This is a genomic window from Arthrobacter sp. AOP29-A2-19 (assembly GCF_058138025.1).
Map to the genome: position 1 here is coordinate 1,417,232 of NZ_CM176894.1, position 17,213 is coordinate 1,434,444.

Below are 17,213 nucleotides of genomic sequence, written 5' to 3' on the forward strand. Positions count from 1 at the left end.
CTAGTCGTCCTCGAGCTCGGCCATGACCTCGGGGCCGATGTCGGCGTTCGAGTACACGTTCTGGACGTCGTCCAGCTCCTCGAGCGCCTCGGCGAGCCTCAGGAACTTGCGCGCGGCGTCGGCGTCCAGCTCAACCTGCATAGAGGGAACGAACTCGACCTCGTCCGATTCGTACTCGATGCCGGCCTCGTCCAGCGCGGAGACGACGGCGCGGAGGTCGTGCGGTTCGACGTGGACCTCGAAGGACTCGCCCGACTCCTTGACCTCTTCGGCGCCGGCGTCCAGCACGGCCATCAGCACGTCGTCCTCGGTCAGCTCCTTCTTGGGGAGGCCGACGACGCCCTTGCGTGCGAAGAGGTAGCTGACGGAGCCGGGGTCCGCGATCGTGCCTCCGTTGCGGGTGACGGCCACGCGCACTTCGGAGGCCGCCCGGTTCTTGTTGTCGGTGAGGCACTCGATGAGGAGCGCGGAACCCTGCGGCCCCCGCGCCTCGTAGATGATCTCCTGGTAGTCGATCGACTCGCCGGTCAGGCCCGCGCCGCGCTTGACGGCGCGGTCGATGTTGTCGTTGGGCACGGACGTCTTCTTGGCCTTCGCGACCGCGACCTCAAGCGCCGGGTTGCCGGACATGTCGGCGCCGCCGGCGCGGGCCGCCACCTCGATGTTCTTGATCAGCTTGGCGAACGCCTTGGCGCGCCGGCCGTCGATGACGGCCTTCTTGTGTTTGGTGGTTGCCCATTTGGAGTGGCCCGACATGCTTACGCTTCTCCCCTGATCATCTGGATGAATAGTTTGTGGATGCGGCGCTCCCCCGTCACTTCCGGATGGAAGGAGGTGGCCAGCAGCATCCCCGAACGAACTGCGACAATTCTAGCGACCCCGTCGGTCGACGGCGCCCCGTGGCCCGGCGGAACGTTGACGGAGGCCAGGACCTCGACGTCCGGACCGACGCGTTCGACCCACGGCGCGCGGATGAAGACGGCGTGGACCGGGTCCGCCGATTCCCCGGACGGCACCCCCGGGAGCCGGTCCAGCTCGGCGAAGTCAAGGTCCGTCTCGAACGAGTCGACCTGGCGGCCGAACGCGTTGCGCCGCACCACCATGTCGATCCCGCCGAAGGTCTGCTGCGGGTTGCCGTCGCGGTCGGTGGCCGGATCGGCCAGTTCGTTCGCCAGAAGGATCATGCCGGCGCACGAACCGTACACGGGCAGCCCTTCGGCGATCTTGCGCTTCAGCGGCTCGGCGACTCCGAACGCCCGGGCGAGCTTGTCGATGGCCGTGGACTCCCCGCCGGGCAGGACCAGCCCGGCGAGCCCCTCCAACTCCTCCGGCCGCCTGACGGGCACCGCGGAGGCGCCTCCGGCCGCCAGCGCGGCCACGTGTTCGCGGAAGTCTCCCTGGAGGGCCAGGACTCCAATCTTGGGCACTCGACGTCGCTTTCCCCCGGCGGCGCCGGGCAGTGTGCCGCGGATGCGCGGAACTCGTAGTGGGGACCCTCCAGACTAAACCTACGGAATCCGTTCCCGCGATTTCCGCGCCGCCGCGCGTGATCCTGCCCGGGCGGGCCCGCCTGTGACAAGGTAAACGCATGACGAATCCCCTCTTGTCCGCCAGCCGTCTGCCCTACGAGATGCCCGACTACGGGGCGCTGGTGCCCGACCACTATGTGGAGGCGGTGGAGCTGGGTGCCGCCGCCCAGCTCGCGGAGCTGGCGGACATCTCCGCCGACACCGCGCCGGCGTCGTTCCAGAACACGTTCCTGGCGCTGGAACAGAGCGGACAGCTGCTGAGGCGCGCGGAACAGGCCTTCGGGAACGTCAAGGCGGCGCACGGCACGCCGGATATCCTCGACGCCCACGCACGGATCGAGGAGGTGCTGTCCGCGCACCACGACGCCGTCCACCTCGACTCCGCGCTGTACGCCCGGCTTGCGTCCGTAGACGTCTCCGGCCTCGACGGCGAGGACGCGAGGCTGGCGTCGGAAACGCTGCGCGTCTTCCGGCAGGCCGGTGCCGGCCTGGGCGAGGCGGACAAGGAGCGCCTGCGCCGGATCAACGCGCGGCTCTCCGAGCTCGGGACGGCGTACTCGAGGCGGCTGCTGGCGGGAATGAACGAGGCGGCCGTGCACTTCGGGTCGGCGGAGGAGCTCGACGGGCTGGGCGAGGACGCGCTGGCCGCGGCGGCCGCGGCGGCCCTGGACGCCGGACACAACGCCGGCTACCTCCTGAAGCCCCAGCTCCCCAGCGCCCAGCCGGTCCTCGAGGCGCTGCGCCTGGAGTCAAGCCGACGGCGCGTCTTCGAGGCTTCGCTGGGCCGGGGAATCCAAGGACCGAACCGGACCCTGGACCTCGCCGCCGAGGCCGCCGCACTGCGCGCCGACCGAGCCGGGCTGCTCGGCTACGCCAACCACGCCGAGCTCTCCGTCGCCGCCCAGACGGCGCCCTCCCTGGACGCGGTCCGTGAGCGCCTGGCCGCCCTGGTGGCGGCCGCCACGGCCAATGCGGACAAGGAGGCGGCCGTGCTCGCCGCGGAGGCGGGCGGCCCCGTCCGTCCCTGGGACTGGGCGTACTACTCCGCCCGCGTCAGCCGGGAGGTGTACTCGGTCGACGCCGCGGCGCTCAAGCCTTGGTTCGAGCTGGGGCGCGTCGTTGACGGCGTGTTCCGCGCGGCCACCGAGCTGTACGGCATCAGCTTCGCTGAACGGGACGACCTCGCCGCGTACCACCCGGACGTTCGGGTGTGGGAGGTGTCCGATGCGGATGGTTCGGCCTTGGGCCTCTTCCTCGGCGACTACTACGCGCGCCCCACGAAGTCCGGCGGCGCCTGGATGAACTCGATGCGCGTGGGCGCGCGGCTATTTGGCGAGAAGCCGGTGGTCACCAACAATCTCAACATCCCCAAGCCCCCCGCGGGCCAGCCGGCGCTGCTCAGTCTGGACCAGGTCCGCACGCTCTTCCACGAGTTCGGGCACGCGCTGCACGGGCTTTTCTCCGCGGCCCGCTACCCCTCGCTTGCCGGCACCGCCGTCCCGCGGGACTTCGTCGAGTACCCGTCCCAGGTCAACGAGATGTGGGCGCTCTGGCCGGAGATCGTGAACGGCTACGCTCTCCACGTGGACACCGCCGAGCCGCTGCCCGGTGGAACCCTGGACCGGCTGGAGGCCGCAAGCCTGTGGGGCCAGGGCTTCGCCACCACGGAGTATCTGGCGGCCGCCGTCCTGGACCTGGCGTGGCACTCGCTGTCGCCCGGCGAACGGGTCGCCGATCCCCTGGCGTTTGAGGAGAGAGCGCTGCGCGGCGCGGGATTCGACCCCGATCTGGTTCCTCCGCGCTACCGCACCGGCTACTTCAAGCACATCTTCGACGGCGGCTACGCGGCTGGCTACTACTCCTACATCTGGAGCGAGGTCCTGGACGCGGACACGGTCGAGTGGTTCCGGGAGAACGGCGGCCTGACCCGCGCCAACGGAGACACCTTCCGCCGCGAACTCCTGGCGCGCGGCAATACGCGCGACCCGCTGGAATCGTTCCGCGGCTTTCGCGGCCGCGACGCCGACGTCGGGCCACTGTTGGCGCGCCGCGGCCTGGACGGCTGAGCGTGGCCACCATCGCCGGGGCGCAGTCCGCGTTCGCGGCATGGCAGCAGGCCGTTGCCGGGGCGACCGGCGGAAAGGTGTTCACCACGCACGGCTGCACGTGGGTGTGGCACCCGGCGCGCGGCCGGTTGATGCTGCTCTTCCCGCACGCTCCCGATCCCGCCGGCCTGCGGCCCGGCCTCGCCGAGGGCACGCGCCTGGGGGCGCGTGAGGTCTCCGTGTGGCTGAATGCCGGCGCCGACGGCTCGGCGCTGGGCGCCTTCGGCTTCAGCGACGCGTCGCCCGTGCTCTGGCATGCCGGGCGACTCGACAATGTTGGGACGCCGTTCGCCGGACAGGTGCGCCTGGAGGCGGACGTCCCCGAGGCCCGGGGAGCCGATGCCGCGGAATTGCGTGTCGCCGTTGCGTGGCGCGGTGGCGGGCGCGGCAACCCGGACGCGCCCGGTCGGCGCCGGGTTGAGCACGCCGCCGCCCGCGGTCAGGACGGGCGGCTCGTGGGGCGGGGTTTCGCGCAGGAGACGGAGAGCGGGGAGACGGCCCTGCACGGGCTTGCGGTCGCGGCGTCCAGCCGCCGCCAGGGCGCCGGCCGTGCCATCGCGACCGTGTTGGCCGACGAGTTTTCGCCGGACGTGGTGGCGGGCGCCCCGCCGGGTGGCGCCGCGTTCCTCACGGCGTGCGGGTTGCAGCTGATCGGGCGCGGGCGCCACCTGCTGCTGCGCGGCCCCACTGCCCCGGGTCGCTGACTCGGGCCCCGCCCGAGGCCTCCGCTCAACGACGCGAAGGGGGACCGCCCCGACGCCGTTGCCGGCACCGGGGCGGTCCCCCGCGTTCTGCTGGCGGCTGCTACCAGCCGCGCTCGGAGAGCCGGTGCGGCTCCGGGAGCTCCTCGACGTTGATGCCGACCATGGCCTCGCCGAGGCCGCGGGACACCTGCGCGATGGTGTCCGGGTCATCGTGGAAGGTGGTGGCCTTCACGATGGCCGCGGCGCGCTGGGCCGGGTTGCCGGACTTGAAGATGCCGGAGCCGACGAACACGCCGTCCGCGCCGAGCTGCATCATCATGGCCGCGTCGGAAGGCGTCGCGATGCCGCCCGCGGTGAAGAGGACGACGGGGAGCTTGCCGGTCTCCGCCACCTCCTTGACCAGCTCGTACGGAGCCTGGAGTTCCTTGGCGGCGACGTAGAGCTCGTCGTGCGGCAGGGATGAGAGGCGCTTGACTTCGGCGCGGATCTGGCGCATGTGGGTGGTCGCGTTGGAGACGTCGCCCGTGCCGGCCTCTCCCTTGGAGCGGATCATCGCCGCGCCCTCGTTGATGCGCCGCAGCGCCTCGCCCAGGTTCGTGGCGCCGCAGACGAACGGAACCTTGAACTCCCACTTGTCGATGTGGTTCGTGTAGTCGGCGGGCGTGAGCACCTCGGACTCGTCGATGTAGTCGACGCCGAGGGACTGCAGCACGCGCGCCTCGACGAAGTGGCCGATGCGCGCCTTGGCCATCACGGGGATGGAGACGGCCGCGATGATGGAATCGATCATGTCCGGATCGGACATGCGGGAGACGCCACCCTGGGCGCGGATGTCTGCCGGGACGCGCTCGAGAGCCATCACGGCGACGGCGCCGGAGTCTTCCGCGATCCGGGCCTGTTCGGCGGTGACGACGTCCATGATGACGCCGCCCTTGAGCATCTCGGCCATGCCGCGCTTCACACGGGAGCTACCCGTGACGGAAGGCTGCGCCGGGGTGCTTTCATTGCTGGACACAAAGAGTCCTTTCAATGGTGGGAGAGGGTACATTCCATCCTAATCCACGGTGCCGCGTATCACTTCCGCCGAGGCGCCGGGTTACACGGCGCGCGGAACGGGCCGGTTTGTTGCCTCGGGACATCGTGTCGCCGTGTCCGGCCTCCGGCGAGACACGGCCCGGGAGTGCCGTGGCGAGGCCCGGGTGTGCCGGCGACCCTTAGTGCGATTGCCCGCGCACGCGAAGAACACGCTGGACGACGGTGACCACGCTGGCCCCTGCCAGCAGCGACAGAACGGAGAACAGCACCCACTCGTTCAGCCCCAGGCCGGTGAGTCCCGTGAACGTCAGGGCAAGCACCAGGCGCTCGGCGCGCTCGGCGAAGCCGACGTTTGCGTCGAAGCCCAGCGACTCGGCCTTGGCCCTGGCGTATGAGACCAGGCTTCCGGTCAGCAGGCAGAGCGCGGCGGCCACGCCTACGGCGTCGTTCTCACCTCCCGTGAAGAACCAGACCATGATGCCCGCGAAGACGGCGCCGTCGGCGATCCGGTCCAGGGTGGAGTCCAGGAAGCTGCCCCAGCGCCCGTCGCCCCGGCCCGTGAACTCCGGAAGCCTGGCCATGATGCCGTCCACGACGTCGGAGAAGATGAACGCCGTGATGAAGAGGGTGCCCCAGAACAGTTGGCCCAGCGGGTACAGGACCAGCGCACCGGCCACGGCACCCAACGTGCCCACCACGGTGACGGCGTCCGGCGACACGCCGAGGCGCACCAGCCAGCGCGCCAAGGGGGTGAACAGGCGGGTGAAGAACCCGCGCGCGTAGCGGTTCAGCATGGGTCAGCGGTCCGCCCAGGCCGCGGCCAAGTCCCGGCGAACTTCGCCGAGCGTCGCGGGGATGGCCTTGGTGCGGGCGATGATCGGGAAGAAGTTTCCGTCCCCGCTCCACCTGGGCACGATGTGCTGGTGGAGGTGCGCCGCGATCCCGGCGCCGCCGGAGACGCCCTGGTTCATTCCGAGGTTGAAGCCCGTGGGGTTGGCCACGCTCCGCAGCACCCTCATGGCGTCCTGGGTCAATGCGGAGATCTCGGCCGTCTCCTGGGCGGTGATGTCCGTGTAGTCGGCGACGTGGCGGTAGGGGCACACCAGCAGGTGGCCCGAGTTGTAAGGAAACAGGTTCAGCACCACGAAGGCCGTCTCGCCGCGGTGGACGATCAGCGATTCCTCGTCGCTTCGCTGCGGTCCGCGGCAGAAGGGGCAGTCGTCCTCCCCCGTGACCTGGCCCTGGCCGGCCTTGATGTAGGCCATCCGGTAGGGCGTCCACAGGCGCTCGAAGGAATCGGGCACGCCCGCGAGTCCGAAATCGTCGGTCGCGCCGGCGTCGTCCGGGTACGACGGCGGGACCGGACCTGCGTCGTACTCCGTCTCGCGGCCGTTGTGCGGCGCGCCGGCGCCCTGCCCCGGGGCCACGCTAGGCGTCCCTGTTGCGAACGGCGGCGACGATCCGTTCGATCGCGTCGTCGACCGGGATCCCGTTGTCCTGCGTGCCGTCGCGGTAGCGGAAGGACACCGCGCCGGCCTCCGCGTCCTCGCCGCCAGCGATCAGCACGAACGGAACCTTCTCCTTGGACGCGTTGCGGATCTTCTTCGGGAACCTGTCCGAGGTGATGTCCACCTCGGCGCGGATACCCTGGGCCTTCAGCTTGTCGACCACGTCGAAGAGGTAGTCGTTGAACGCCTCGGCGACCGGGACCGCCACCACCTGGACCGGAGCCAGCCACGCGGGGAACGCGCCCGCGTAGTGTTCGGTCAGCACACCCATAAACCGCTCGATGGAACCGAAGAGCGCGCGGTGGATCATCACGGGCCGCTGGCGTGTGCCGTCCGCCGCCTGAAATTCCAGCTCGAAGCGCTCGGGGAGGTTGAAGTCCAGCTGGATGGTGGACATCTGCCAGGTTCGGCCGATCGCATCGCGGGCCTGGACGGAGATCTTCGGGCCGTAGAAGGCCGCCCCGCCCGGATCGGGGACCAGCTCGAGGCCGGAGGCCTCGGCCACCTCGGCCAAGGTCTGGGTGGCCTCCTCCCAGACCTCGTCCGAACCCACGGACTTCTCCGGGTCCTTGGTGGAGAGCTCGAGGTAGAAATCGTCCAGCCCGTAGTCCTTGAGTAGCCCGAGCACGAAGTTGAGCGTCTTGGTGAGCTCGTCCTTCATCTGCTCGCGCGTGCAGTAGATGTGGGCGTCGTCCTGCGTCATGCCGCGGACGCGGGTCAGTCCGTGCACAACGCCGGACTTCTCGTAGCGGTAGACGGAGCCGAACTCGAACAGGCGCAGCGGCAGTTCGCGGTAGGACCTTCCGCGCGAGCGGAAGATCAGGTTGTGCATGGGGCAGTTCATCGGCTTGAGGTAGTAGTCCTGGCCCGGCTTGCGGACCGTCCCGTCCTCGTTCAGCTCCGCGTCGATGTGCATCGGGGGGAACATGCCGTCGCGGTACCAGTCCAGGTGGCCCGAGACCTCGTACAGGTGGCCCTTGGTGATGTGCGGCGTGTACACGAACTCGTAGCCGGCCTCAGTGTGCCGCTGGCGGGAGTAGTCCTCCATGGCCTTGCGGATGATTCCGCCCCTGGGGTGGAAGACGGGCAGCCCGGATCCCAGCTCGTCGGGAAAGGAGAACAGGTCCAGCTCGGAGCCGAGTTTGCGGTGGTCGCGGCGCTCCGCCTCGGCGATGCGCTCCTGGTAGGCCTTGAGTTCGTCCTTGGTGGGCCAGGCGGTGCCGTAGATGCGCTGCAGTTGCTTGTTCTTCTCGCTGCCAAGCCAGTAGGCGGCTGCCGAGCGGGTCAGCGCGAACGCGTTGGAGATGAGCTTGGTGTTGGGCAGGTGGGGCCCGCGGCAGAGGTCGCACCACACGGCCTCGCCGGTCTTGCGGTCCACGTTGTCGTAGATCGTGATCTCGCCGGCGCCGACCTCGACGCTGACTCCCTCGCCGGCGGACTCGGCCTCGTTCGTCTTGCCGAGCAGCTCCAGCTTGTACGGCTCGTCGGCCATGGCGGCGCGGGCCTCGTCCTCGGTCACCACGCGGCGGGCGAACTTCTGGTTCTGGTTGACGATCTTGAGCATCATCTTCTCAAGGGTCTTGAGGTCCTCGGGCGTGAACGGCTCCGCGACGTCGAAATCGAAGTAGAAGCCGTCGGTGATGTAGGGGCCGATGCCGAGCTTCGCGTCCGGGCGCAGCTGCTGGACGGCCTGGGCCATCACGTGTGCCGTGGAGTGGCGCAGCACCTCGAGGCCGGCGGGCGACCCGATGGCGACGCCCTCGACAGATGTGCCGGCCTCCAGCGGGCGGTCCAGGTCGCGGAGGACCCCGTCGACGTGCATCACGACGATCTCGCGGTTGTCAAAGTAGAGCTCGGCGCCGGTTGTCCCGGCAGTCACCTCACGTTGTTCGCCGTCGACGTTTAGGGTGATCTGCTCAGACACTTCGGTCTCCTCATTTCGTTGTGGGGCTTCATGACTTGTGGCATACGGTGACCACAGCCAGCCATCGACCAGCTTAACGGCATGGGCTCGCCCCCAACCAATCGCCGCGCGGGGCGTCCGGGCACACGTCGCGCCGTCACACGGCACGCAGGGCCCCGCGGTTGTCCAGCCCCTCCGCCTCCACCTGTTGGGCGAAGGTTCCACGGCCCGGCTTCTCCAGCGACGGCCCGGCATCCGGCGAGCGCTTGCCCGTCGCACGCCCGGGGTTGCGCAGATGTTCCGGCGCGGGAAGCGACTGGGCGTCGGACAGGTCCCAGGCCTCGAGGGCCTGCAGGCTGATTCCCCGGGGGCCGGTCCGCCGGGTGATTCCGTGGACCAGCATCAGGCGGGTCGAGAACAGCAGCGGACCGGAGTTCTGTTGGGCCTCGTGGAAGAAGGTGCAGTCCACGCACCCCGTTCCGTCGTCGAGGGAGATGAACACCACCCTGCGTCCGCTGCGCATGGGAGGCGTCTGGGTGGCAACCCGCACACCCGCGACCATTACCTCGGTGCCGTTGCGCAATCCCAGCAGGTCCTTGGACGCGGTGACCCCGTGCTTCTGGAGCAGATGCGCGTGGGAGTCCATCAGGTGGCCGCTGACATCCACCGCCATAAGGTCCAGTTCGGTGCGGACCGTTTCCTCGAGCGTGGGGGCCGGCTCCAGCGCACGCAGCGCCCCAAACTCGAGGTCGGCGATGGGCAGCGGACGTTGCCCGGGCAGCGGCCGGTACCTCCTCGGAACCTTGTGTGCCGGCTGGGACCCCAGATGGCGCAGCAGATCCGCCCGATTGCCGCGGCCCGCCACCTTCTGGAAGTGGTCGAAAGCGCCGAGGGCGGCCACACGGGTCAACGATGCGCGGGTCAGCCCCGATCTGTCGCGCACGTCGGCCAGGGAACCATAGGGCTGCCCGGCAACCACCCGGGAGACCTCGGTGGCCGACATGCCGTAGATCCCGGCCAGGCTGAGCCTGATTCCCAGCCGGGTCCCGCCCTCCCCGTGGACCGGTTCCACCCTGTACTCCGAGCCGCTGCGGTTGATGTCCAGCGGGAGGATGGGAATGCCCATCCTCCGTGCCTCTGCAACGAGCAGGCGCTTGGGGTACATGCCCGGATCGTGCTCCCACAGCCCGGCGAGGAACGCCTCGGGGTGGTGTGCCTTAAGCCACGCCGACTGGTAGGTGGGCACGGCGAATGCCGCGCCGTGCGCCTTGCAGAAGCCGAAGCTTCCGAAGGCCTTCAGCGTCTCCCACACCTCGTCCACCACCTGGAGGGAATAGCCCCGTTCCATCGAATGCCTGCGGAAGAACCTTTCCACCACCGGCTCCTGGTCCGGGTTGCCGAGGAGGCGCCGGAAGACGTCCGCCATCGCCAGCCCGCAGTCGGTCATCACGTGGAAGGTTCGCAGCACCTGTTCGTGGAAGACGGTGACGCCGTGCGTTTCGGCGAGCGCGGGCTTCAGGTCCGGATGCGGGTAGATCTCCGGGGCGAAGCCGTGGCGGTTCTCCAGGTAGGGCTTGATCATGTTCGACTTCATGGGTCCGGGACGGAACAGAGAGATGTCGATGATCAGGTCGTTGAACTCCCTGGGCGCGAGCTTGCCGATGAGCTCGCGCTGGCCCGGGGACTCGATCTGGAAGCAGCCCAGCGTGTGGGTGCTGCGGATCAGTTCGAACGTGGGTTCGTCGTCCAGGGGGACGCGCTCCAGATCGATCCGGCCGGCTTCGTCCAGGAACCCAGGGAGCGAGCCGTCCTCCCGCAACGGATGGCTGCCTGCCTCGGCAACGGCCTGCCCGCTCCCATGGATCCTCACCACCTCGCGCAGCGCGAACGACATGGCGCTTTGCATCCTCACGCCCAGCACGTCCAGCTTGAGCATGCCCATGGGGTCCATGTCGTGCTTGTCGAACTGGCTCATGGGCAGGCCGAGGCCGCTGGGCTGGACCGGGGTGCGGTCCAGAAGCGACACGTCGCCGAGGATGACCCCGCACGGGTGCATGGAAATGTGCCGAGGCAGCCGGTCCAGGCGTTCCGTCAGGTCCACGAGCAGGTCCAGCTGGCGCTCGGCCCCGACGCGGTCGGCGAACTGGCGCAGTTCCGGCTTCTCCTCGAGCGCCTCGCGGAAGTTTCTGGCCGAGAAGCGCCACAGCTGCTTGGCGATGGCATCGATCTCCCCGCCCTCGAAGCCCAGGGCCAGGCCGGCGTCGCGGACGGCCCCGCGGGCCCGGTATCCGTTCTGCATGCTCATCAGGGTGACGCGCTCGGAGCCGAAGCGCTTGAAGATGCTCCTGTAGACGCGGTGGCGTTCCGCGCTTTCGACGTCGATGTCGATGTCCGGCAGCGTCGACCGGTCCATCGACAGGAACCGCTCGAACAGCAGGTCGTGGGCAAGCGGGTTCACATGGCTGACGCCGAGCAGGTAGTTCACCAGGCTCGAGGCGCCCGAGCCGCGGGCGGCGGCCCTGACCCCCATGTCGGTGATCATCCTGGACACCTCGGCGACAGTGAGGAAGTAGGAGGAGAATCCCAGGCGCGAGATGGTGTCCAGCTCATGCTCGAGGCGCCCGCGCACCCCCGGGGCATCGAGGCCCCGGGCGAACAGGCGGTTCGCTCCCGCACCGCAGCGTTCCGCCAACTCGTTGCGCGGGTCCCCGGAGATTCCGATCACCGTCGCCTCCGGGACCACCGGTATTCCCCAGCCCGCGTCCGACACGGGATCCAGCCGGCACCAGTCGGCCACGGACTCGGTGTCCCCGAGCAGACGGGCGGCGGCCGCCGCGCCGTCGCCGGACTCGACCGCGATCTCCCGGGCCAGCTCCTTCATGGCGGCTGCCCCCCTCAGCCATCCCTGCCCGTTGGGCTGGAGGTCCTTCAGCGTGTCCAGCGAACTGAGGGCGCGCGCAGAGTCCAGCACGTCGGCCGTGGCGGCGCCGTCCGGGTCCGAGTAGCGCACCGCGTTGCTCAGGACCGCCCGGACGCCGCAGTCGCGGGCCGCCCTGAGCATGCGCACGGCGTGCGCCGTGCTCAGCCTCTCCCCCGGCGCGCTGAGGTGCGTGACGGCCTCCACCGCCAGGGCGCCGTCCGGCAGGGATTCGCGCCACCTCCCCAGCAGGCTCCGTGCAAGCCCGTAGTCGCGACGCAGCGCCGCCTCGCCGACGTCGGACTGGGGGCCGGCGAGCACCATCAGGACGGGCTCTCCGCCCGGGCCCGCGGCATGGCGCGCCAGTTCGGCCCGGGTGACCCCCACGGGCTTTTTGCCGTTGGCGCCGGTTCCCTCGTGGGCGGCGGAGACCAGGCGGCACAGCGCGGTGTATCCCGCTCCGGAGCACTTGCCGCGCGCCAGCACGATCACGCGGCCCGCAACGCGGGGAGGCAGCGGCCTCCGGGACGGCGAGCCCGCCGGGTCGGCTTCGAGCACGGCGAGGCTGACCCCGACAATCGGATCCAGCCCGTTTTCCCGGCAGGCCTTGAGGTGCTTCACCGTCCCGTAGAGGCCGTCCCGGTCGGTGCAGGCCAACGCGTCGGCGCCGTCCGCTGCCGCCCGGCGCGCGAGTTCCTCCGGCCACGACACCCCGTAGTGGGCGCTGTAGGCGGTGGAGACGTTGAGATGGGTGAAGCTCACGCGCTCTCTTTCAATGCGTCGTGGATGCGGATCAGCCGCCACCGGCCGGTCTCCACCTGGCGTGAAACCTCGAACGTCCGGAGCGGCCCGAGGCCCGCCTGGCGGACCTGGAGCCTCCAGATCTCGTGGTCGACCAGCCCGGGGCCGCGTCCGCGCTCCGCACGGACCTCCTCGGACCACCACTTGCGGCGCTCGAACCAGCGAACCGGTTGCGCGGCGACCCGGTATTCGCGTCCCTGCCAGCGCATGCGCAGCGGCAGGCCGGCGGGCGTGCATTCGACCTCCACGGACTGTGTGAACAGGCCCATTGGGCAACCTCCATTTCCGTGCGCCGGGAGCGTGAGAAGAACCCCGGAAGCACCAATGGGAACGGGAAGCCAACGCCCCTGGGAAGCGGTGGGGCGGCAACTCCATTGTATTCGAAGATGTGTTCGAATCAAGACGAGGCTATGCGCGGGCACCGACACTTTGCGCCACCCTGTTGGAGCGGTGCCGGGCCGCCTAGGCTTGCCGCATGGAACCAACCCCCGCCACAACGGCCGTCCCGAACATCTCCGCGGTCACCCTCGGTGTGCGCGACGTCGAGGCATCGCGCGACTTCTACGTCGGCGGGCTCGGCTTCCGCCTGCTCCAGCACCTGCCCGGGGAGATCGCCTTCGTCCAGGCCGGCCACGGTCTGATGCTGGCGCTCTGGAACGTGGCGAGCATGCCAGGCGAGTACGGCGACGTCGGCTTCGGCCCCCAGGCCCCGCCCGTCTCCCTAGGCCACAACACTTCCAGCGCGCAGGGGGTCCACGATCTTTACCGGCATGCGTTGGCCGCCGGGGCCACGGGTGTCAACGCACCCGAGACGCGCGACTGGGGCGGCACCAGCGCCTGTGTCGCCGACCCGGACGGGTTCCGCTGGGACTTCGTCCACAACCCCGCCTTCGGGATGGACGCCCACGGCCGCATCCAACTGGGCTGAGGGCCGGCGGCCGCATCAGAACAGCCCGGCCACCGGCTCCGCGGGAGCCGCGGGCTCCATGAGGTCGGGGTGGTCGTTGCGGACATTGCCCACCGCCGGATCCACCGCGCGCAACTCCCACTTCGAGGCCACGCGGTACGCACCGTCGCGGGCCCACGCCACCAGGGACGCGGCGTCCGTGTCCCGGGGATCGAGCCAGTCGGAGAGGGCGTCGCGGTCCAACGGCATGGGGAGCCGGTCGTGCAGGCTCGCGAGTTCCTCAAGCGCCGGGTTCCCCGATCCCGGCTCCGGGGACGGGGCGGTGAGGATCGACGTCGAGAGCAGCCACTGGCCCGGGGACCCGTCCTCCTTGGACGGGTCCTTCCACCACTCGTAGACGCCGGCGAACAGGATGAGCGAACCGTCCGCGGGACGGACCAGGTACGGCTGTTTGGCCAGCGACTTGCCCTCGCCGGTCTTGCGCCACTCGTAATACCCCTCGGCGGGAACCGCGCAGCGCCGAGCGTGCACCGCCTTGCGGAACGACGGCTTCTCCACAACGGTCTCGCTGCGGGCATTGAAGGACCGCACCCCCACCGATGGATCCTTCGCCCATGCGGGGACCAGGCCCCACTTGGCGACGTGCAGCTGGCGCACGCGCCTGCCGTCGATGAGGCGCTCCAGGACGATCGGCACGTCCGACGTCGGGGCGACGTTCCAGGACTGCCGCAGCTCCATGGCCTCGTCGGCCTCCGCCTCGAGCTCCGCCACCAGATCCCCGACGGCCCGCGCCATCACGTATCGTCCGCACATGGAATAAGACTCTCACAGGCATCGTTGACGCGGACATGACTGCTGCGAATCTTCAGGAATACGTGCCCGCCGACGGAACCGTCACCATGTTCACCACGTCGTGGTGCGGCTACTGCCGCAACCTCAAGCGGGCCATGGACGCGGACGGCATCGCCTACCGCGAGGTCAACATCGAGGACGTGCCCGGCACGGCCGAAATCGTCGAGTCCTTCAACGGGGGCAACCAGACCGTGCCGACGCTGGTCTTCCCGGATGGTTCGGCCGTCACGAACCCGCGCATTGAGCAGGTGCGCGAACGGCTCTAGCGGTCGTGTGATTGGATAAATGGCGTCGGCACCCCCGGGTGCCGGCGCCGCCCACGTATCGCAACCCGTTGGCCGCCGCACGCGGCCGAGAGGATGGACCCCCATGCCACAGAAGGTCAAGGCCGTCGTCGTCAAGGCCAAGGACGCGCCCGTCGTCATCGAGACAATCATCGTTCCGGACGCCGGCCCGGGGGAGGCCGTGGTCGACATCCTCACGTGCGGGGTCTGCCACACCGATCTCCACTACAAGCTGGGCGGCATCGGCAACGACTTCCCGTACCTGCTGGGCCACGAGGCCACCGGCGTCGTCAGCCAGGTGGGCCCCGACGTCACGGAGGTCGCGGTGGGCGACCGCGTCATCCTGAACTGGCGGGCCGTCTGCGGCGAGTGCCGGGCCTGCGCCAAGGGCCAGCCCCAGTACTGCTTCAACACCCACAACGCCACCCAGAAGATGACCCTCGAGGACGGCACCGAGCTCTCCCCCGCCCTGGGCATCGGGGCCTTCGCCGAGAAGACGCTCGTCGCGGCCGGCCAGTGCACCAAGGTCGACGACGACGTCGATCCCGCCGCCGTCGGGCTCCTGGGTTGCGGCGTGATGGCCGGCATCGGCGCCGCCATCAACACCGGCGAGGTCAAGCGCGGCGAGTCCGTGGCCGTGATCGGCTGCGGCGGGGTCGGCATCGCTGCCATCGCTGGGGCACGGCTCGCCGGCGCAACCACGATCATCGCGGTGGACATCGACCCGGCCAAGATCGAGCTGGCCAAGAGCCTCGGCGCAACCCATGGCGTCAACTCCCGCGACGAGGATCCCGTCGCCGCGATCCAGGCGCTGACCGGCGGCTTCGGCGCCGACGTCGTCATCGAGGCCGTCGGCCGGCCCGAGACGTACAAGCAGGCCTTCTACGCCCGCGACCTCGCAGGCCGCGTGGTGCTCGTTGGCGTCCCCACGCCCGAGATGACGCTCGAACTCCCCCTCCTCGACGTGTTCGGGCGCGGCGGCTCCCTGAAGTCCTCCTGGTACGGCGACTGCCTCCCGTCGCGGGACTTCCCCATGCTGGTGGAGCAGTACAAGCTCGGCCGCCTGGACCTCGACGCCTTCGTCAGCGAGCGCATCGGCCTGGACCAGATCGAGGAAGCCTTCGACAAGATGCACGCCGGCACCGTCCTGCGCTCCGTGGTGGAGCTCTAGATGGGCGCGCGGATCGAGCACCTCGTGACGTCCGGGACGTTCTCGCTCGACGGCGGGACCTGGGACGTCGACAACAACGTCTGGATCGTCGGAGACGACTCCGAGGTGTTCGTCATCGATCCCGCCCACGACCCTGCCGCCATCGCGGAGGCGGTCGGCGGGCGCTCGGTCAAGGCGGTCCTGCTGACCCACGGCCACGACGACCACATCCGCCACGCGCGCGACTTCGCCGGACTGGTCGGGGCGCCCGTCGCGATGAACGCCGAGGACCAGATGCTGTGGGAGGACGTCTTCCCGGGCACGCGCCCGGACGCGTCCATCGCCGACGGCGACGCGTTCGAGGTGGCCGGGACCACCCTGACCGCGCTGCACACGCCCGGCCATTCACCCGGGTCCACGTGTTTCCACGCGCCGGACCTGGGCGTGCTGTTCAGCGGCGACACCCTGTTCAACGGGGGGCCGGGGGCCACGGGCCGGTCCTACAGCGACTTCCCGACGATCATCGGGTCCATCCGCGACCGGCTGCTCGTGTTGCCGGGCGGGACGGTCGTGAACACCGGACACGGCGATGCTACGAGGATCGCCGACGAGGCCCCGCACCTGGACGAGTGGATCGCCCGGGGGCACTGACCATGCGACCGGAACCGCGGCGCCGGCGGCCCTCCGGGGGCGCCGGCGCCCCCGGGACTGGCCGTCGCGCGGCGCTGGCGCCGGGCATGCTAGGCGGGCCGGCCGCTCAGCGGCCGGAGACGCCCACAGCCGTCGCGTAGGCGTCGAGCAGCGCGGCCTCCACGTCCGCCACGGTGGCGCCGGGGACCAGATCCTCGACGGAACCCGCCGTCGCCGGATCCAGCGGCAGCCCCATGGCGCCGTAGACGTCGGAAAGCACCGCGCGAAGCGGGGCGGAGTCCTCCACCACAAAGACCGAGGCGAACAACCAGGCCCCCGAGACCACCCGCTGGGCGGTGCCGACCAGCTTGACCGGCGACGCCGCCGTCGAGCCCGCGCCCGGCCGCCCGTGGACGCTGTATTCGCCGGGACAGTACTCGCCGGGAAGCTCGCCGACGCCGGCGTCGACCCCGAGCGTGCGCAGCGCCCGAGCGTACAGCCCTCCCAAGGCCTTGAACCTGTGTTGGTGGCCCACCATGGCCTCCGCGGCGGGCTCGATGTGGTCCACGATGAGCGTGCCCCGATGGTAGGCGGCGGCCCGCCCCCCGGCCTTCCGGACGACCGGCGCGAACCCCGCCGCGGCCGCGGCCGCCACGGCCTCCGTGAAGCCAGGCAGGCGGACGTCGCGCTGACCGAAGGCGAGCGTCGGGTCCGGTCGGTAGATGCGAAGTGTCGCCGGCCTGGCCCCGGACCGGACCTCGTGAAGGAGCTCGATTCCCGCGAGCAGATCCGCCTCGGGATCCCCGGTGGCCCCCGCGCTCAGCAGCGTCAGGGGCATGTTGGCGGCCCCGGGGCTCCACTCGCTCATGGGAACGATTCTAGGTGTGA

Annotated in this window: 16 protein-coding genes; 6 read left to right on the forward strand and 10 right to left on the reverse strand. The window is 70.1% G+C overall.

Annotation, left to right across the window (positions count from 1 at the left end):
• Together AC3ZJJ_RS06475 and pdxT are read right to left on the reverse strand one after the other, a co-directional pair.
• Positions 1-756: a YebC/PmpR family DNA-binding transcriptional regulator gene (locus AC3ZJJ_RS06475; RefSeq protein ID WP_489894665.1), complete on the reverse strand. Its 756-nt coding sequence runs from the start codon at positions 754-756 to the stop codon at positions 1-3.
• A gap of 2 nt (positions 757-758) precedes the next feature.
• Positions 759-1,460, reverse strand: coding sequence for a pyridoxal 5'-phosphate synthase glutaminase subunit PdxT (pdxT, locus tag AC3ZJJ_RS06480; RefSeq protein WP_489895715.1), 702 nt, complete (start codon positions 1,458-1,460; stop codon positions 759-761).
• 128 nt (positions 1,461-1,588) lie between these two features.
• Here pdxT and AC3ZJJ_RS06485 point away from each other — a divergent pair, with 128 nt between their 5' ends.
• Positions 1,589-3,595 carry a M3 family metallopeptidase gene (locus AC3ZJJ_RS06485; protein WP_489894667.1) on the forward strand — a complete coding sequence of 669 codons (2,007 nt, stop codon included), beginning with the start codon at positions 1,589-1,591 and terminating at the stop codon, positions 3,593-3,595.
• A 2-nt stretch (positions 3,596-3,597) separates the two neighbouring features.
• Positions 3,598-4,338, forward strand: a complete 741-nt coding sequence (locus AC3ZJJ_RS06490) for a GNAT family N-acetyltransferase (RefSeq protein WP_489894669.1) — start codon at positions 3,598-3,600, stop codon at positions 4,336-4,338.
• A 100-nt stretch (positions 4,339-4,438) separates the two neighbouring features.
• Here AC3ZJJ_RS06490 and pdxS read toward each other — a convergent pair whose 3' ends face one another.
• From pdxS to AC3ZJJ_RS06520, 6 genes are all read right to left on the reverse strand, one after another.
• On the reverse strand, positions 4,439-5,287 hold the full coding sequence (gene pdxS / locus AC3ZJJ_RS06495; RefSeq protein ID WP_489895717.1) for a pyridoxal 5'-phosphate synthase lyase subunit PdxS: 849 nt from the start codon (positions 5,285-5,287) through the stop codon (positions 4,439-4,441).
• Positions 5,288-5,552: 265 nt separating this feature from the next.
• On the reverse strand, positions 5,553-6,167 hold the full coding sequence (gene pgsA / locus AC3ZJJ_RS06500; RefSeq protein ID WP_489894671.1) for a phosphatidylinositol phosphate synthase: 615 nt from the start codon (positions 6,165-6,167) through the stop codon (positions 5,553-5,555).
• Positions 6,168-6,170: 3 nt separating this feature from the next.
• Positions 6,171-6,677, reverse strand: coding sequence for an HIT family protein (locus AC3ZJJ_RS06505; protein ID WP_489895719.1), 507 nt, complete (start codon positions 6,675-6,677; stop codon positions 6,171-6,173).
• Between the two features lie 124 nt (positions 6,678-6,801).
• The gene (gene thrS, locus AC3ZJJ_RS06510; RefSeq protein WP_489894673.1) at positions 6,802-8,805 is read right to left on the reverse strand and encodes a threonine--tRNA ligase; all 2,004 of its coding nucleotides are present in this window, start codon (positions 8,803-8,805) and stop codon (positions 6,802-6,804) included.
• 136 nt (positions 8,806-8,941) lie between these two features.
• Positions 8,942-12,463, reverse strand: a complete 3,522-nt coding sequence (locus AC3ZJJ_RS06515; protein ID WP_489894675.1) for a DNA polymerase III subunit alpha — start codon at positions 12,461-12,463, stop codon at positions 8,942-8,944.
• The gene (locus AC3ZJJ_RS06520) at positions 12,460-12,771 is read right to left on the reverse strand and encodes a DUF6504 family protein (protein WP_489894677.1); all 312 of its coding nucleotides are present in this window, start codon (positions 12,769-12,771) and stop codon (positions 12,460-12,462) included. Before AC3ZJJ_RS06520 ends, AC3ZJJ_RS06515 begins: the two co-directional genes overlap by 4 nt.
• 206 nt (positions 12,772-12,977) lie before the next feature.
• Here AC3ZJJ_RS06520 and AC3ZJJ_RS06525 point away from each other — a divergent pair, with 206 nt between their 5' ends.
• Positions 12,978-13,430, forward strand: coding sequence for a VOC family protein (locus AC3ZJJ_RS06525; RefSeq protein ID WP_489894679.1), 453 nt, complete (start codon positions 12,978-12,980; stop codon positions 13,428-13,430).
• A gap of 15 nt (positions 13,431-13,445) precedes the next feature.
• Here AC3ZJJ_RS06525 and AC3ZJJ_RS06530 read toward each other — a convergent pair whose 3' ends face one another.
• Positions 13,446-14,222, reverse strand: a complete 777-nt coding sequence (locus AC3ZJJ_RS06530; RefSeq protein ID WP_489894681.1) for an SOS response-associated peptidase — start codon at positions 14,220-14,222, stop codon at positions 13,446-13,448.
• Between the two features lie 35 nt (positions 14,223-14,257).
• Here AC3ZJJ_RS06530 and AC3ZJJ_RS06535 point away from each other — a divergent pair, with 35 nt between their 5' ends.
• From AC3ZJJ_RS06535 to AC3ZJJ_RS06545, 3 genes are all read left to right on the forward strand, one after another.
• Positions 14,258-14,527, forward strand: coding sequence for a glutaredoxin domain-containing protein (locus AC3ZJJ_RS06535; protein ID WP_489894683.1), 270 nt, complete (start codon positions 14,258-14,260; stop codon positions 14,525-14,527).
• A gap of 103 nt (positions 14,528-14,630) precedes the next feature.
• A complete protein-coding gene (locus AC3ZJJ_RS06540; protein WP_489894685.1) occupies positions 14,631-15,716 on the forward strand; it encodes an S-(hydroxymethyl)mycothiol dehydrogenase in 1,086 nt (361 codons plus the stop codon).
• Positions 15,717-16,346 (forward strand): MBL fold metallo-hydrolase, encoded by a 630-nt coding sequence (locus AC3ZJJ_RS06545; RefSeq protein WP_489894687.1) that lies wholly within the window; start codon positions 15,717-15,719, stop codon positions 16,344-16,346.
• Between the two features lie 106 nt (positions 16,347-16,452).
• Here AC3ZJJ_RS06545 and AC3ZJJ_RS06550 read toward each other — a convergent pair whose 3' ends face one another.
• The gene (locus AC3ZJJ_RS06550) at positions 16,453-17,193 is read right to left on the reverse strand and encodes a lipoyl protein ligase domain-containing protein (RefSeq protein ID WP_489894689.1); all 741 of its coding nucleotides are present in this window, start codon (positions 17,191-17,193) and stop codon (positions 16,453-16,455) included.
• Between the last annotated feature and the right edge of the window lie 20 nt (positions 17,194-17,213).

Excerpts from the sequence above, each read along its gene's own strand:
- AC3ZJJ_RS06550 (WP_489894689.1), bottom strand. The coding sequence starts at position 17,193 with ATGAGCGAGTGGAGCCCCGGGGCCGCCAACATGCCCCTGACGCTGCTG.
- AC3ZJJ_RS06525 (WP_489894679.1), top strand. The coding sequence starts at position 12,978 with ATGGAACCAACCCCCGCCACAACGGCCGTCCCGAACATCTCCGCGGTC.
- pgsA (WP_489894671.1), bottom strand. The coding sequence starts at position 6,167 with ATGCTGAACCGCTACGCGCGCGGGTTCTTCACCCGCCTGTTCACCCCC.
- AC3ZJJ_RS06520 (WP_489894677.1), bottom strand. The coding sequence starts at position 12,771 with ATGGGCCTGTTCACACAGTCCGTGGAGGTCGAATGCACGCCCGCCGGC.
- AC3ZJJ_RS06475 (WP_489894665.1), bottom strand. The coding sequence starts at position 756 with ATGTCGGGCCACTCCAAATGGGCAACCACCAAACACAAGAAGGCCGTC.
- AC3ZJJ_RS06535 (WP_489894683.1), top strand. The coding sequence starts at position 14,258 with ATGACTGCTGCGAATCTTCAGGAATACGTGCCCGCCGACGGAACCGTC.
- AC3ZJJ_RS06545 (WP_489894687.1), top strand. The coding sequence starts at position 15,717 with ATGGGCGCGCGGATCGAGCACCTCGTGACGTCCGGGACGTTCTCGCTC.
- pdxS (WP_489895717.1), bottom strand. The coding sequence starts at position 5,287 with ATGGCCGAGATGCTCAAGGGCGGCGTCATCATGGACGTCGTCACCGCC.
- AC3ZJJ_RS06530 (WP_489894681.1), bottom strand. The coding sequence starts at position 14,222 with ATGTGCGGACGATACGTGATGGCGCGGGCCGTCGGGGATCTGGTGGCG.
- AC3ZJJ_RS06485 (WP_489894667.1), top strand. The coding sequence starts at position 1,589 with ATGACGAATCCCCTCTTGTCCGCCAGCCGTCTGCCCTACGAGATGCCC.
- AC3ZJJ_RS06540 (WP_489894685.1), top strand. The coding sequence starts at position 14,631 with ATGCCACAGAAGGTCAAGGCCGTCGTCGTCAAGGCCAAGGACGCGCCC.